Source organism: Bartonella vaga (assembly GCF_037070895.1).
Classification (GTDB): domain Bacteria; phylum Pseudomonadota; class Alphaproteobacteria; order Rhizobiales; family Rhizobiaceae; genus Bartonella.
The window spans coordinates 82,923-98,714 of record NZ_JAYMZK010000005.1 but is presented as its reverse complement, the minus strand read 5'-3'; the positions used below and the strand labels follow the sequence as shown (position 1 = coordinate 98,714).

Annotated in this window: 13 protein-coding genes, 1 other RNA gene and 1 pseudogene; 14 read left to right on the top strand and 1 reads right to left on the bottom strand. The window is 37.3% G+C overall.

Annotation, left to right across the window (positions count from 1 at the left end; translation table 11 throughout):
* Nucleotides 1-24: 24 nt before the first annotated feature.
* Nucleotides 25-813, top strand: coding sequence for a molybdopterin-synthase adenylyltransferase MoeB (locus WCP76_RS04590; protein WP_336294501.1), 789 nt, complete (start codon nucleotides 25-27; stop codon nucleotides 811-813).
* Nucleotides 814-1,921: 1,108 nt separating this feature from the next.
* Here WCP76_RS04590 and WCP76_RS04585 read toward each other — a convergent pair.
* Nucleotides 1,922-2,482 (bottom strand): c-type cytochrome, encoded by a 561-nt coding sequence (locus WCP76_RS04585; protein WP_336294500.1) that lies wholly within the window; start codon nucleotides 2,480-2,482, stop codon nucleotides 1,922-1,924.
* Between the two features lie 105 nt (nucleotides 2,483-2,587).
* Between WCP76_RS04585 and WCP76_RS04580 the strand changes: the two genes are divergently transcribed.
* From WCP76_RS04580 to lnt, 13 genes and pseudogenes are all read left to right on the top strand, one after another.
* Nucleotides 2,588-3,325 carry a 3-deoxy-manno-octulosonate cytidylyltransferase gene (locus WCP76_RS04580; RefSeq protein ID WP_336294499.1) on the top strand — a complete coding sequence of 246 codons (738 nt, stop codon included), beginning with the start codon at nucleotides 2,588-2,590 and terminating at the stop codon, nucleotides 3,323-3,325.
* Nucleotides 3,322-4,177, top strand: a pseudogene (locus tag WCP76_RS04575) (prephenate dehydratase). The gene WCP76_RS04580 and the pseudogene WCP76_RS04575 overlap by 4 nt, the downstream one beginning before the upstream one ends.
* A 647-nt stretch (nucleotides 4,178-4,824) precedes the next feature.
* Nucleotides 4,825-4,922, top strand: an RNA gene (gene ffs, locus WCP76_RS04570) — signal recognition particle sRNA small type.
* A 230-nt stretch (nucleotides 4,923-5,152) separates the two neighbouring features.
* Entirely contained in the window at nucleotides 5,153-7,096 is a 1,944-nt protein-coding gene (locus tag WCP76_RS04565; RefSeq protein WP_336294498.1) for a DNA polymerase III subunit gamma/tau, read from the top strand.
* A gap of 14 nt (nucleotides 7,097-7,110) precedes the next feature.
* Nucleotides 7,111-7,434, top strand: coding sequence for a YbaB/EbfC family nucleoid-associated protein (locus WCP76_RS04560; protein WP_336294497.1), 324 nt, complete (start codon nucleotides 7,111-7,113; stop codon nucleotides 7,432-7,434).
* A 36-nt stretch (nucleotides 7,435-7,470) separates the two neighbouring features.
* The gene (gene recR, locus WCP76_RS04555) at nucleotides 7,471-8,076 is read left to right on the top strand and encodes a recombination mediator RecR (RefSeq protein ID WP_336294496.1); all 606 of its coding nucleotides are present in this window, start codon (nucleotides 7,471-7,473) and stop codon (nucleotides 8,074-8,076) included.
* 629 nt (nucleotides 8,077-8,705) lie between these two features.
* The gene (gene tsaB, locus WCP76_RS04550; RefSeq protein WP_336294495.1) at nucleotides 8,706-9,398 is read left to right on the top strand and encodes a tRNA (adenosine(37)-N6)-threonylcarbamoyltransferase complex dimerization subunit type 1 TsaB; all 693 of its coding nucleotides are present in this window, start codon (nucleotides 8,706-8,708) and stop codon (nucleotides 9,396-9,398) included.
* Nucleotides 9,391-9,882 carry a ribosomal protein S18-alanine N-acetyltransferase gene (gene rimI, locus WCP76_RS04545; RefSeq protein ID WP_336294494.1) on the top strand — a complete coding sequence of 164 codons (492 nt, stop codon included), beginning with the start codon at nucleotides 9,391-9,393 and terminating at the stop codon, nucleotides 9,880-9,882. Before tsaB ends, rimI begins: the two co-directional genes overlap by 8 nt.
* Nucleotides 9,883-9,913: 31 nt before the next feature.
* A complete protein-coding gene (miaB, locus tag WCP76_RS04540; RefSeq protein ID WP_336294493.1) occupies nucleotides 9,914-11,290 on the top strand; it encodes a tRNA (N6-isopentenyl adenosine(37)-C2)-methylthiotransferase MiaB in 1,377 nt (458 codons plus the stop codon).
* A 161-nt stretch (nucleotides 11,291-11,451) separates the two neighbouring features.
* The gene (locus tag WCP76_RS04535; protein WP_336294492.1) at nucleotides 11,452-12,540 is read left to right on the top strand and encodes a PhoH family protein; all 1,089 of its coding nucleotides are present in this window, start codon (nucleotides 11,452-11,454) and stop codon (nucleotides 12,538-12,540) included.
* Nucleotides 12,541-12,552: 12 nt separating this feature from the next.
* Nucleotides 12,553-13,029 carry an rRNA maturation RNase YbeY gene (ybeY, locus tag WCP76_RS04530; RefSeq protein WP_336294491.1) on the top strand — a complete coding sequence of 159 codons (477 nt, stop codon included), beginning with the start codon at nucleotides 12,553-12,555 and terminating at the stop codon, nucleotides 13,027-13,029.
* A gap of 96 nt (nucleotides 13,030-13,125) precedes the next feature.
* Nucleotides 13,126-14,145 (top strand): hemolysin family protein, encoded by a 1,020-nt coding sequence (locus WCP76_RS04525; protein ID WP_336294490.1) that lies wholly within the window; start codon nucleotides 13,126-13,128, stop codon nucleotides 14,143-14,145.
* On the top strand, nucleotides 14,126-15,742 hold the full coding sequence (gene lnt / locus WCP76_RS04520) for an apolipoprotein N-acyltransferase (protein WP_442894708.1): 1,617 nt from the start codon (nucleotides 14,126-14,128) through the stop codon (nucleotides 15,740-15,742). Before WCP76_RS04525 ends, lnt begins: the two co-directional genes overlap by 20 nt.
* Nucleotides 15,743-15,792: the final 50 nt, after the last annotated feature.

Here is a 15,792-nt window from a genome sequence, read left to right as displayed (position 1 = left end):
AGAAACTATGACAAGAGAAAACTTATGATACAAGAAGCAGATATAAAATTAAGTAAAGAAGAAATCGAACGCTACACACGCCACATCATTTTGCCTGAAATTGGTGGTGCAGGACAACAGAAGCTCAAAACTGCACGCGTTCTTGTTATTGGCGCAGGTGGTCTTGGTTCTACTGTCCTAACTTATCTAGCAGCTACAGGTGTTGGTACCCTTGGAATTGTTGATGACGATATCGTTACGCTTTCCAATTTACAACGCCAAATTATTCACAAAACAAACACAATTAATCAATGCAAAACTGATAGTGCTGAAGCCAATATCAAAGCTATAAATCCCCATGTTACTGTAAAAAAACATAATCTACGCTTAAATAAAAGTAATGTGGATAAACTTCTCAAGGACTACCATATCATTGTTGATGGAAGCGATAATTTTGCCACACGCTATCTGCTTGCTGACCATGCTGCCAAATGTGAAAAACCTTTAATAAGTGGTGCTGTAGAACGCTTTAGCGGCTCACTGACTGTGCTCATGCCTTATAAAGATAATAATCCCCACTATCGCGATCTATTCCCAAATCCGCCTGCTTCCGGCACTATCCCTACATGTGCTGAAATCGGAATCATAGGCGTTTTACCCGGAGTGATAGGAAATCTACAAGCAATGGAAGTCATTAAACTTATCACAAACACTGGTGAACCATTAGTGGGAAGAATTCTCCTCTATAATGGATTGTCGGCACAATTTAATATTATTACCTATAAACAATCAACCCCCAACGCTAATGCAAAAAATATCGAAGTTTGCGTATAAAATTGGGGACAAGAAAAATATGATCAGCAAGCTCATTCTCAACCATTGCTCCATTACGCATAACAATTACTTCATATGCAAACGCTTTAACAACTTTAACATCATGACTAGTAAACAAAATAACCCAAATAATATCTTTGTTGTAAACAACGTAAAAGATTAATAACCTGCGTTTGCATATTTACATATTATTTTATTTTTTAAGTTGGACCAAAAACTTGAAAATTCGTTCTTAAAATAGTCACACCACATACCATTGCGACTTATCAGCAATAAATAACCGTGAATTATTGTAAACACCATTACAATAATTACACGTTGCTATTGCGCACACAACAATCAATAAGGAAATAAACCCTAACGCTTGTGTGGCTCATAAATTCCTATACTTGTCAAGAAATCAATAACACGCGCGCTCAGGAATTGATTTTTACATCTGTATGCATTTTGAAAACTTAACCTGTTTAGCATTCTAAACGATACAAAAAATTAAGAGCGTTCATCGGACTTTAATTTTATAATTCATTATTATTAATACAATTTTCAAAAGTTGATAAAACACCTTTTAAAAAGACAATAAATCTAGAATAAGCAATACTGTTAACAATTTTCCAAAATTATATTCCCTACCTGTGCAAGTGTTTCTCCTTCTTGCTGAGTTGTATTTCTTTTTCTTATGTTTGACGGAGTGCAACCGAAAAATCACCTACTGAAAGCAAATGTATCGTTGTAATATCTTTATCGAGTCAAAAGCGCCTCATATAACCTCACGAACAAATCCCAGCAATTACAACAAATCCAGAAATACCAATCCAAAAATTGTTTAAATTGATGGTAGCCTGCCTCATCACTTCTAAGATTAATAAACAAAGGCATATAAGTTACAGCATCCCTCATCGTATTTGGCAAAGCCCCCAATAAGTATTGGTTAACTTAGTAAAAAATTCTAGAAAATATAGGCTAGAGTTTTTTATTCTTACCTCCCGATACACCTGTATCGAGTCCATTTTACAATGACACATAAACAACTATTTTTATTATAAATCTGTGAAAATCCAAATTACAAATAAAAATCAATCACAATCTCTTCTTATACTTCCATGTATGCTCAGTTTGGCTCAGATTCTTTATTATTCATTGGTAAGGGAGCTGGATCATCAGATAAGCTACGTAAATAAAGTAAAAGATCAGCGCGATCTTGATCGTTTTTTATTCCACGAAATGACATAATTGTCCCCGGAAATGCTTCACGCGGTGATTGCAGATAACGATCCAAAGTTGCAAAGTCCCATTTTCTATCAGAATTTGCGCGCAATACCCGTGAATAAGCAAACCCCGCTGTAGCTGCAAAAGGACGGTTAACCACCTCCCAAAGCACAGGACCAACACGATTAGAATCATTACGTCCAGAAGCATGACACATGGCACACTGACGAAAAATTTTACGCCCATTTTCAAGATCACCTTGTTGCAAACGTCTATCCAATGACAGAGACATGGTGGACGCCTGCTGTGTCTCTTTAAGCACAGCATTTTCTGCAATTTTATCAGAATGTTGAACCGACGTAAAATCACCATAAATTAGACTACTAATAGCTAAACCGCCCACGAAAATAATTAGCAAAAATAGACAAATGCAAACGATATAGGCAATTTTCAAACGATTCATAAACTTCAAACCATAGATATTTTATTACTGCTTTTAGTTTAAGCTTTTTCTGTATAATACACAATATTATAAACACATCATGCACACGACGTTTGGAATTTTACGATGGCTATTGAACCAATTATTTTTATTCCTGCCCGTATAGGCTCAACCCGTTTACCAAAAAAAGCCCTAGCGGAAATCGCTGGAAAGCCGATGGTTGTTCATGTTGCCGAAAGAGCAAAAAAAGCTGCTCTAGGACGTACTATCGTTGCAACAGATCATAGTGATATAGCCAAAGCCGTTAGAGCCTACGGGCATGAATGTATTATAACAAGTAAAGATCATAAATCTGGATCTGATCGCATTTATGAAGCTTTAACAAATATTGATCCTGAACAACGCTATAATGCCATTCTGAATGTACAAGGTGACCTCCCAACGATAACTCCTAGCGCGATCATTAGTGCTTTACAGCCCCTAGAAAATAACTTAACTGATATTGCAACCTTGGGTACAATAATCGCTGAAGAAGAAGAAAAAATAAACCCAAATATAGTAAAAATTATTGGCACACCACTTTCTCAAAATCGTCTTCGCGCTCTTTATTTTACCCGTGCAAAAGCGCCTTATGGAAATGGTCCTCTTTATCACCATATTGGAGTCTATGCCTATCGACGCAAAACGCTCGAACAATTTGTAACACTTAAACCCTCTCCACTCGAGAAACGTGAAAAACTTGAACAATTACGCGCACTAGAGCATAATATGCGTATCGACGTAGAAATAGTTAACACAATTCCCTTAGGGGTAGATACACAACATGATCTTGATAGAATACGTAAAATTTTAGCACGAACATAACCGCAAAAACCAATAAAATCTCTTTTCAAGGAGAATACGGTGCTAATTCCCATATTGCTTGCTGCAATATGTTTCCCAATATAGATATCGTACCTTCTGCTACTTTTGAAGACGTGCTCAACTTAGTGGAAAATGGGAAAGCTGATCTTGCTATGATTCCTATTGAAAATACGTTTGCTGGACGCGTTGCAGATATTCACCATCTTTTACCGCAACCATCCCTTTATATTATTGATGAATATTTTTTACCTATCCATTTTCAATTGATAGTTTTATCCGGTGTTACACATAAAGAAATTGAAACCGTACACAGCCATATTCATAACCTTGCACAATGCCGCAAAATTATACGCAATAATGGCTGGAAACCGGTCATTTCCCCAGATACAGCTGGAGCAGCAAAATCTATAAAAAAAGTGCTAAACGTTCACAAGCAGCACTAGCACCTCTAATCGCAGCGAAACTCTATTGGCTTGATATTCTTGAAAAAATGTCGAAGATAGCTCTAATAATATTACCAATTTTGTTATCCTTTCGCGGTCTCAATGGCACGTGCCAAAACCTAAAAATGGTGAAAAAATCATTACAGGCCTTCTTTTTCGATTTCGCAATATCCCAGCTGCACTCTATAAAGCTCTGGGAGGATTTACAACAAATGGTATCAATATGACAAAGTTAGAAAGCTACCAAATTGGCGGAAATTTCAATGCAACACGATTTTTTGTTGATATTGAAGGACACCCCGAAGAGCCTATGATGCAACTTTCCTTGGAAGAACTAAATTTCTTCTCTGCTGAACTGCATATTATTGGCACTTATCCTGCTAAAAATGTTCGAATGGCGAACTTATAAAGGACAAAGCTATATAACTTCCCTTTATAAAAACTAATGAGTGATAGCATCCACCAACTGGATACTCATAAAATTATTTCCAATAACATGCTTCCGCAAATTTACAGAATAACAGACGTGAATTTAGCCAACACAAATAGAGAACCCTTGAGAAGATAAACGATCCTCCATGACAATTTATTCCAAAGGAGAAAATACAAAACTTCATAATAAAATCAAAACGAATTTAGATTATTATCAGGATACATGAAACGACTATATTATATTCAAATGCTCAGATTCTACCAATTCTTAAACTAGTTTTTATAAAGCTAAAACACCAGTTTATTTCTTCTTGTAGAATACAAAGAGAAAAACACAACGAACCCTATTTCAAAGACTTAAAATTATGTTCTAAGTTTTACGCAAATCAAATATAGTAAAAATGTGAATGATATTGCACCAGTCAGCAACAACATTCTTCCTAGCTTTCCAATTTCAGCAAACAAAAATCCTTACTGCTAAATCTTTAAATAGATCCTACCCAATGACCATTTCCCTACATCCAATCATTAGAGATTAAACTCAAAGAAAAAATTTTTATCATTATTTCCAGATTTTTCATTTCTTGGCTTGATTTTTCATTTTAAATTGACAATATGAATTTGGGAGGTTGACGATGGACGAACCCCTCGCCAACCGGGTCAGGTCTGGAAAGAAGCAGCCCCAACGAGTTCGGGTGCGGGTCATTGTATCAACCTCCTATATTTACTTTAAAGAACATGTTTTTGTTGTTTTTCTGTGAAATATCTTTATTTCTCGGAGTAGTGTTTTGCATTTAGTTAAGTACAGGGTTTGGTATATGTTTAAGCAAATTTTCCTGTCCTTCAAAAAATAGGTTGATCGAAAAGAAATCTTTTTATATTTAGAATATTAAGCTCGCACTCTCATATTACTAGAATGTACTTATAAAGAGCTTTAAAATTGGAATCATTGATGGGAAATATGTCGGTAGAAAAAACCTATCGGGTTCTTGCTCGTAAATATCGTCCTCAAAATTTCTCTGACCTCATTGGTCAAGAAGCTATGGTGCGTACCCTCACTAATGCCTTTGAAGCAGGTCGCATTGCGCAAGCATGGATGCTAACCGGAATTCGTGGAGTGGGTAAAACTACCACAGCGCGTATTTTGGCACGTGCACTTAACTACAAAACAAAGGATATTAATCAACCAACGACTATCTTGAATACACTTGGTGAACATTGCGCGCAAATTATTGAAGGACGCCATATCGATGTCATAGAAATGGATGCGGCTTCCCATACGGGTATTGATGATATTCGGGAAATTATTGAACAAATACGTTACCGTCCTGTTTCTGCACGCTACAAGATTTATATTATCGATGAAGTGCACATGTTATCAACGCAAGCATTTAACGGCTTATTGAAAACACTTGAAGAACCACCAGCGCATGTAAAATTTATTTTTGCAACAACAGAAATTCGCAAAGTTCCGATTACAATTCTTTCACGTTGCCAGCGTTTTGACCTGCGGCGTATTGAGTCTGCAGTTTTGAGTTCGCATTTACGCCAAATTGCAACACATGAAAACGTAGAAGTAGAAGACAAAGCGCTCTCTATGATCGCTCGTGCCGCAGAAGGCTCTGTACGTGATGCACTATCAATTTTTGATCAAGCGATTGCTCATAGCCATGGTAACGTCAATACCGTGACAGTCCGTACGATGTTAGGATTAGCGGATAAAGTACGTATTATTGATCTCTTTGAATTCATCATGCAAGGTAACGTTGTAAATGCATTGCATGAATTACGCAGCCAATATGATGCAGGCGCTAATCCTCTCACTATATTGACAGAATTGGCCGATTTCAATCATCTAGTTACACGTTTACGTTTTACTCCAGAGGTAGCCGAAGATCTTTCACTAACTGAAGATGAGCGTTTAAGAGGTTTAGACTTTTCACAAAAACTTTCCGTTCCTGTTTTATCACGAACCTGGCAAATGCTGCTCAAAGGCATACAGGAAGTTAGTCAAACCACACACCCGCTTCAAGCTGCCGAAATGTTATTGATTCGCCTTGCTCATACTGCTGATCTGCCAACTCTTGATGAAGCCTTGAAAAAGCTTTCACAAGAAAAAATATTATCTACAGTTGTCCCAAACTCTTCTCATCAAGAATCCACAAATGCTAATGACAACACGACCACAGAAACAACCGTATATGAACATTCTTTCTCGCAGATTTCAAATGTATCACCTAACAAACAAGATTTAAAAATATCCTTGAGAAATCAATTAGGTTGCTCCTTACAATCAGAAAAATCACTAAAAATTCAAACTGTTAAAAGCACTAACGCTCCTGAAATAACAGAAACTTTTGACACTTTTCAATCTTTTAACCCTCCTGAAAATATTGCAAATTTATCGCATCATCCCACACAAACATCAGAGGAAGTTATTGCACCCAAAACTATAGTTATCGATTCCTTGCACGATATTGTTAAATTAGCCGAGCAACATAATGAAATTCCTTTCAAATTCTTTGTTAAAGAATTTGTTCATCCTGTTTCTTTTGAACCTGGGCATATTACATTGAGACTCTCTGAAAATGCTCCACGTTCATTTGCTCGTGATATAGAAAAAATGCTTTTCCAATGGACTAAAAAACATTGGACTATAACATTTGTCAATGAAGGAGGAGGACCAACTCTAGAGGAAGAAAGTGTAGCTGTCCAAAAGACTCTTTTTTCTAAGGCAGAAGCAGATCCTGATATTGCAAAAATACTCAACTATTTCCCAGAAGCAAAAATTGTCGATATTCGCCTAAATAAGCAAGAGAACGATCTTGATTTACTTCCCAATACCTTTAAAAATGCTGATACGTTTAAAAACGATAGCGATATCAATGATGGATAAGGACACCCATTCCTATGCGTGAAATGATGAACATGATGAAAAAAGCTAAAGAGATGCAAGAAAAAATGCAGGAAATCCAAAAGGAAATAGCGAATCTGGAAGCCGTTGGCTCTGCAGGCGGTGGTCTTGTCAACATCACTTTAAGTGGAAAAAGTACCATAACAGCGATTAAAATTGATCCTTCATTACTCAAACCTGAAGAAAATGAAATCATTCAAGATCTGATTATGGCAGCTTATAATGAAGCTAGAGCAAAAATTGAAGCAGCTATAGAAGAAAAAACAAAAAGCATAACACTGGGGCTACCACTCCCATCAGGTTTTAAGCTTCCATTATAGTCAACCAGATTTTATTTAATCCCCTGAGATAATGATATGCCTAAATACATTGCAGGACCTGAAATAGAGCGTCTTATTCAGATTTTGGCACGTATACCGGGTCTTGGCCCACGTTCAGCTCGGCGTGCTGCCCTTCACCTTATCAAAAAAAAGGAAACATTGCTTGAACCTTTAAGAGCTGCAATACAAGCAGCTGTAGATAAAGTCTGCATTTGTTCGGTTTGTGGGAATGTAGATACAATTGATCCTTGTTCAATTTGTACAGACCCACGCCGCGACAACACAACAATTATTGTTGTTGAAGATATTGCTGATCTCTGGGCTCTTGAACGCGCAAAAACTTTAGCAGCACGTTATCACGTATTGGGAGGGCGACTCTCTCCCTTAGATGGAATAGGCCCTGATGAACTTAACATCGCGTCCTTAATACAACGCGTTGTACAAAATCCTATTACGGAAATTATTCTAGCTGTCAATGCTACTATTGAAGGACAGACAACAGCTCACTACATCACTGATCAGCTTTCTAATTCTTCAGTTAAAGTTACCCGACTTGCTCATGGAGTACCTGTAGGTGGTGAACTTGATTACCTTGATGATGGAACTTTAGCAGCAGCCTTACAGGCAAGAACAAACTTTTAAAACTTCTTTATCTGCTATCTCTTTAAATTATTTACTATAACTTCAGTGGAAGTATCATATTTAAGAATTAATATTCACACATTAAACACAACAAGATGCGTATATCATTTTAACTTCAATCAAATCCAGACTCATCACTCTTAGTGTTTGTAGCCTTACCATAAAAATTTGCCGATATAAACCTTGTAGCATTGTAAAATGTGTATTTTCAAATACTTTTCTTTTTTCGACATAGCATCCAGTCAGTCCACATGCGTTCCAATATTAGAGTAGCTCTTTCATAAAACTAAGTAAAACTTCAAATATTTTCTTAAGCAATATAGTGCAAAATACATAATTCATAAAAAAATTATGCCATATTTTTTATTTTACCTTCTCTAGCCAAAATAAAGCTTTTATAATATATGGTCTTATTAGGAAAAAATAAATGTAAGTTTATAGTTTTTTCCTTTTACATTGCTTTTACTAATCATGTATTGTAACATGGTATAATAGAATTGGATCAGCTTCCGTATAATCAAAGAGATATTGCTTCTTATTGACATTAATAACAATTCTTAAGAATATTAAAAAACCCTAAAAACATAGAAGGCCTTTTGTTTACCATATTATTCAACTAAAATATTTTTATGCTCATCCTCGCTATAAACACTGCTTCAATTTATTGTACCGCTGCACTCATTCATCATAAAACAGTCATTGCGTGTAGCAGCGAACGTATAAATAAAGGACATGCTGAAAGGCTTATTGGACAGATTGCACAAATAACCGACCAAGCCAATATTACTCTTAATCAAATTGATCGTATTGCTGTCAATGTTGGACCTGGATCATTTACCGGTGTACGAGTCGGAGTTTCAACCGCACGAGCTTTAGCACTAGCACTCGAAATACCAGCTGTTGGAATAAGTGCACTTGAAGCATTAGCAGCACAGACAAAAACTAATAAAAATACTGCATCAGCAATCACCGTTGTCATTGAAGCCGGAAGAGAGATGTTCTACTATCAAAACTTCAATGAAGATCTAACACCTCTAGGAGCACCCAGCTTAAAAACAATTGAAAATATCATTGAAGATCTACCACAACAAACGAAACTAACCGGTCCAGCAGCTAATATCGTTGAGCTGCACATTAAAAACAGTAAGATAAAAAGGAAAATTGTACGAGATAAAACCCTATGCGAAGTAGCTGATATTGTAACTTACGCTCATCTTGCTGCAAACAAACAACCACAAGATTCACCTCATCCACTTTATTTACGCAATGCTGATGCAAAAAAACAAACCGGTTTTGCTTTACCACGAAAAAATAATGTCTAAATTTTCGTTTAAAAAAAAGCACTTTTGGATTTCTCCTTTACAAACAACTGATAGTGTTCCTATGCAGAAAATTCACCAACATTGTTTTGTCCCTGCTTGGGAAAAACAAGCTTTTGATAATTTCCTGCAAGATCAATCTATCTTTGGATACAAAGCTTCTCTCATTGGTCAACCTAATAAAATTTTAGGCTTTTGCCTTTGCCGTCTCATTCTTGATGAAGCAGAAATTATCACAATTGCTGTCCATCCCCATTTTCGTCGACAAGGAATTGGCTATTTGCTTATCGATAACACACTTCGCCACCTTCATCATGAACGCGCTATAAAATTATTTCTAGAAGTAGAAGAAACGAATCTTTCTGCTTTAAGCCTTTATCGTCGCTTTGAATTTCAAAAAATCTCTAAACGCCTTGCCTACTACCAGTCCCCCAATAACCGTGGAGATGCTATCATTATGCAAAAAACTTTTAAGCAAATAGATTGAGATTTACGTAAAAAACATTTAGATAAGCGCTATGAATAAAGTAAACCCTAACAATAAACCTTCTGCTGCTCCTAAAAAAGTTTTTATCAAGACCTATGGTTGTCAAATGAATGTTTATGACAGCCAACGAATGACCGATAGTCTCAGTTCACATGGTTATGTTACTACAGAAACACCAAATGATGCTGACCTTATTCTCGTTAACACATGTCATATCCGTGAAAAAGCAGCCGAAAAACTTTATTCTGATCTTGGTCGTTTACGGGTAATGCGAGGAGAACGTACACCTGATAAGCCGTTGATGGTTGGTGTAACCGGTTGCGTTGCACAAGCTGAGGGAAGTGAAATCTTACGCCGCTCTCCAACGGTAGATCTTGTCATTGGTCCACAAATGTACCATCGTTTGCCAGACTTGTTAGAAAAAGCCAAACAAGGAGAAAAAATCGTCGAAACAGACTATGCTGTCGAAGATAAATTTGCTTATTTAATGCCTCACAATAAACGTGCTGTAAGAAAACGTGGTGTTAGTGCATTTTTAACAGTACAAGAAGGCTGTGATAAATTTTGTACTTTTTGTGTTGTGCCTTACACACGCGGTGCAGAAATGTCACGATCTGTTGAGCAAATTACCGAAGAAGCTCGTCAACTCATTGAAGCTGGTGTCAAAGAAATTACACTCCTTGGACAAAATGTAAATGGTTGGCACGGACAAAGCACTAATGGCAAAACTTGGCGTCTTGGTGATCTACTCTATCATCTCGCCAAACTAGATGGTTTAAAGCGTCTACGTTACACAACCAGCCACCCACGAGATATGGATGACAGCCTTATTGCCGCCCACAGAGATCTCGATATATTAATGCCTTATCTGCATCTCCCTGTCCAGTCAGGCTCGGATCGCATCTTAAAAGCGATGAACCGCCAACATAAAAGCATCCATTATCTTCACCTCATCGAAAAAATTCGTACCGCACGACCAGATATCGCTTTTTCAGGTGACTTCATTGTAGGTTTTCCAGGAGAGACAGATCAAGACTTTGAAGAAACTGTTAAACTTATTCAACAGGTACAATACAGTTCCGCCTATTCTTTCAAATATTCGCCTCGTCCTGGGACAATTGGTGCCACAATGACAAATCACGTTGATGATGCTGTGAAAGATGCTCGGCTGCAACATTTACAAGTTCTTCTTCTTGAACAACAAAACGCATTTTTGCGTTCTAAAATTGGCCAAAAAACTGATATTCTCATTGAAAAAGCTGGGCGTCACTCGGGACAGATGATAGGTCGTTCACCTTGGCTTTTACCTGTTGTAGTAAATACAGATGTCTCTACGGGCACCGTAATGACAATTAATATTAAAAGTGCAGGTTCAAACAGCTTTGTCGGCGAAATGACAAATGTATAGACATGCTTCTAACTTCTTATTTGCAACGTAGATTTTAGAAAATTTTTTATTTTTAAAGAAAGTGATTACATCTAAAGCCTGGACTCTATGAAAAACCGTTTGTCTTTTATAAAGTATACTCAAGAAAGTATGCAACACTTGTGCAAATATTGGAGAATAGGTTGAAAACTTCAACCCAAAAAGTGAGAACTTACCCTAAAAATACTGATATCTTGGGAAAAGCAAGCGCATCAGATATTGATCGCATTGTTTTAATTTTTGAAAACAATAAATATGCAAAAGCAGTTTTTGGTAAACTCGACGAAAATCTTGTTTATATCGAACACAAACTCGGACTTAGCATTCACCCACGCGGAAATGAAGTTTTAATCCTTGGCAATATTGCTGCAGTAAAACGTGCGCAATATGTATTACAGCATCTCTATGAACGCGCAAAAACACATAAAGAGCTCACTTTATCAGATACAGAAGGAGCGATTGCCATGGCAAGTTTGCTACATGAACAACAAGAAACATCAACAACAGCCCAATCTGCAAAAAAATGTATCCCCGCACGGTTAAGTACCCACAAAAAAACAATCCATGCTCGCACTCCAACACAAGATGCTTATATACATGCAATGGATCATAGTGAACTTGTTTTTAGTGTAGGGCCAGCAGGAACAGGGAAAACATACCTTGCTGTTGCCCACGCTGCAATGCTCCTAGAACGCGGCGTCATTGAACGAATCATCCTCTCACGTCCCGCCGTTGAAGCTGGGGAGCGTCTTGGCTTTCTTCCAGGTGATCTCAAAGAAAAAGTAGATCCATATTTACGTCCACTTTATGACGCCCTCTATGATATGATTCCCATTGAAAAAGTAGAGCGCATTTTAGCTTCTGGAATTATAGAAATTGCCCCTCTTGCATTCATGCGTGGTCGAACACTTTCACATGCAGCTGTCATTCTTGATGAGGCACAAAATGCCACGCCTATGCAAATGAAAATGTTCCTCACACGTCTTGGAGAAGGAACACGTATGATTGTGACAGGTGATGTTAGCCAAATTGATTTACCTACCGGACAAAAGTCGGGTTTAATTGAAGCTATACGCGTTCTCTCACACGTAGAAAATATTGCAATCATTCGTTTTAATGAAAAAGATGTTGTGCGCCACCCCCTTGTTGCTGCTATCGTTCGTGCTTATGATCATGATTCTAGTTTACAAGCTCAAAGGGTACCATCTACCAGCACTTCATCAAAAGAGTGAATTCAATTTGTCATGATTTCTATTGATATAACTGTTGAGAGCCCTGGGTGGAATGATGAGCAAATGCTTTATAATATCACCGAAAAAGTATTGACAATGATAATGCATCACCTTTCATTGGAAAATGTTGTAAGCGAAATTAGCCTACTTTTTACAGATGATAAACATATGGCACAGATTAATGCCCAATGGCGCAATAAAAACAAACCCACAAACGTACTATCTTTTCCTGCTTTTCCACTAAAAGTGGGACAGACACCTGGACTTATGCTTGGTGATATTATCATTGCACAAGAAACTGTTATGCTTGAAGCAAAGAAAGAAGGAAAATTATTTAAGGATCATTTGACACATATGATTGTTCATGGTGTTCTTCATCTTCTGGGTTACGATCATGAAACAGATGACGAAGCTCTTGAAATGGAAAAGCTTGAAAGAGAAATTCTTCAAAAGCTTTTTATAAAAGATCCCTATACTGAATTGTCTTAAAATGATAAAAACGCACTTTTTAAATCAAGACGACCACCACACAATTTAAGCTCTTATGCCGCTATTATAAAGGAAAATTTAGAATATTTAAAAACCATGGCAAACAAAATAAATACACAAAATAACAGTCAAATATCTTCCAATATTGAAGACAATCCTTCTCAACAGGCAAATCATACGGAAAAATATTCCCTGATGAATCATTTATTTTCATTTTTGCGTGGTCGCAATTACGCATCACCGCGTAATGATCGTGCCGCTGCACTCACCACTGACAATGAAAAAGATACTGCTCTCTTCTCACCTGAAGAACGTACGATGCTGCATAATATCTTACGCTTGCATGAAGCACGCGTTGATGATGTTATGATTCCACGTTCTGAAATCGAGGCACTAGAAATAAACACCTCACTTGGAGATGCTCTTAAATGTTTTGCAAAAGTTGGACATTCTCGCATACCTGTTTATGCTGAAACTTTAGATGACCCGCGAGGCATGATTCATATTCGAGATATTCTTAGTTATATGACTCGCTTTATTATAAACTCAACTCAATCTGAGCAAAAATCCGACTTGCTTCAGTTAAACCATACGGATTTGCATACCCCAATCGGCGAACTAAATCTAATTCGAACAGTCCTCTTTGTTCCAAGTTCTATGCTGGCAAGCAAATTATTAACACGGATGCAAACCACACGAATACAAATGGCTTTGGTTATTGACGAACATGGTGGCACAGATGGTTTAATTTCTATGGAAGATATCGTCGAATTGGTCGTTGGTGATATCGAAGATGAACACGATGATGTCGATAATGCTATTGTGCGCGAGCCCAATAATAAATGGCTTATTGACGCAAAAACCGAGCTAGAAGATGTGGAGAAAGCTCTTGGTCCTGATTTTGTTGTAGGAGAATATGGTGATGAGGTCGATACCATTGGTGGTTTAATTGTTTCCATTCTGGATCGTATTCCTGCAAAAGGTGAAGTTGTTGAAGCCGTCCCTGGCTATGGATTTCGTATTTTAGAAGCTGATAAACGCCGAATTAAGCGGTTACGCATTTTTCGTATTTCAGAAAATGAGAGTTTGGAAAACAATGCTGTCTCTAAAAAATAGCCAAAAACTTTTAAAAAATTTCACACTATTCTTGTTTTCTGTTACTGGATGGAAGCGGCAAATATGTGTATTTCTATGTGGTGCTTTTACTTCTTTTGCACTTCCACCCTTTTATTTGACGCCCCTCTGCTTTTTAACTTTCCCCATCTTTATTATTTTACTTGATTCAATACATACCATTCAAGATAATAAAAAACGCTTTCTCACCCACGCTCTCAGCTGTGGAATATTTGGCTTCAGTTATTTTATTTGCAGCTTTTGGTGGTTATCCAATGCTTTGTTGGTAGATCCAGATTCTTTTGGTTGGGCAGTGCCTTTTGCTATTTTAGGCCCCCCCATCTATCTTTCTCTTTATTGGTTTTCTTCCGGTTTCATTGTAAGTTTATTATGGACAAAAGGGATAGCGCGTTTTTTTGTCTTAGCTTTTGCTTTAGGATTGGCAGAGTGGTTGCGTGCAATATTGTTCACAGGCTTTCCATGGAATGCGCTTGCATATACAGCTATGCCAACCCCGATGCTCATGCAATCCGATGCAATCGTTGGACTTTACGGAATGAATATCCTTGCTGTCTTAGTCTATAGTTTACCGACAGTTTTATTAACAGATGAAAAAAAGAAACTCGCACTTTCATTGTTGTTATTTCTTATATTGGCTCACAGTGGTTTTGGTTTTTACCGTCTCAATACTGCGCAAAACACAGCTGATTACAAAAAAAGCAATTATTGGGTGCGCATTGTTCAACCTTCTATCCAACAAAACATAAAATTGCATAACACTGTAAGGCAAACTATATTAGACACTCATTTGAAACTGAGTGCAACACCAACAGTCGATAATAATCCAGAACCTGACTTTATCATATGGCCCGAAGCATCTATTCCTTATCTTCTCTATGATAACTCTGCTGTTACCATGCGCATTGCCTCTCTTCTAAGTCCAAAACAATTTGCTATTATTGGTGCTGTACGCGCTAGTGATGATCGGCTTAACGCAGGAACACAATACTTTAATACAATCGCTGTCATTAATGCTGAAGGTAATATTTTAAATACTTCTGATAAACTTCACCTGGTTCCTTTTGGCGAGTATCTTCCCTATAAGAATTTATTTAAAAAAATTGGATTACGTGCCCTTGCTGATGATATTGGTGGATATACTGCTGCGAGTGTGCGTAAAACTGTCACGATGCCAAACGGGTTTTCTTATCTTCCGTTGATTTGCTATGAAATAATATTTCCTAATGAAATAACTTTTAAAGGCTCTCCTCCCCAAGCAATCATTAATGTTACAAATGATGCATGGTTTGGCGTAACACCTGGTCCATACCAACACCTTCAACAAGCACAGCTCCGTGCCATTGAACTTGGAATCCCACTCATACGAGCAGCTAACAACGGGATATCGGCTGTTATTGATTCTTACGGAAGAATCGTTGTAGCTCTCCAGCAAAACGCTGTAGGTGTTATTGATTCACCAATTCCACTACCCATTTTTCCCATATGGAGTAATGAATACAGAATATTCTCTACTTTCATCTTATTCATTCTTATGCTATTGTGCTACGTCGGTTTTAGTTCTACAAAACAGCTGAAGTGATCGGATGCCCATGTACTACGGTATTACGCTGAGCGTACCAGTAGTATTGG

Bases quoted from the DNA above. Each gene is read 5' to 3' on its own strand.
- WCP76_RS04590 (WP_336294501.1), top strand. From the start codon at position 25: ATGATACAAGAAGCAGATATAAAATTAAGTAAAGAAGAAATCGAACGC.
- WCP76_RS04585 (WP_336294500.1), bottom strand. From the start codon at position 2,482: ATGAATCGTTTGAAAATTGCCTATATCGTTTGCATTTGTCTATTTTTG.
- WCP76_RS04580 (WP_336294499.1), top strand. From the start codon at position 2,588: ATGGCTATTGAACCAATTATTTTTATTCCTGCCCGTATAGGCTCAACC.
- WCP76_RS04565 (WP_336294498.1), top strand. From the start codon at position 5,153: ATGGGAAATATGTCGGTAGAAAAAACCTATCGGGTTCTTGCTCGTAAA.
- WCP76_RS04560 (WP_336294497.1), top strand. From the start codon at position 7,111: ATGCGTGAAATGATGAACATGATGAAAAAAGCTAAAGAGATGCAAGAA.
- recR (WP_336294496.1), top strand. From the start codon at position 7,471: ATGCCTAAATACATTGCAGGACCTGAAATAGAGCGTCTTATTCAGATT.
- tsaB (WP_336294495.1), top strand. From the start codon at position 8,706: ATGCTCATCCTCGCTATAAACACTGCTTCAATTTATTGTACCGCTGCA.
- rimI (WP_336294494.1), top strand. From the start codon at position 9,391: ATGTCTAAATTTTCGTTTAAAAAAAAGCACTTTTGGATTTCTCCTTTA.
- miaB (WP_336294493.1), top strand. From the start codon at position 9,914: ATGAATAAAGTAAACCCTAACAATAAACCTTCTGCTGCTCCTAAAAAA.
- ybeY (WP_336294491.1), top strand. From the start codon at position 12,553: ATGATTTCTATTGATATAACTGTTGAGAGCCCTGGGTGGAATGATGAG.
- WCP76_RS04525 (WP_336294490.1), top strand. From the start codon at position 13,126: ATGGCAAACAAAATAAATACACAAAATAACAGTCAAATATCTTCCAAT.
- lnt (WP_442894708.1), top strand. From the start codon at position 14,126: ATGCTGTCTCTAAAAAATAGCCAAAAACTTTTAAAAAATTTCACACTA.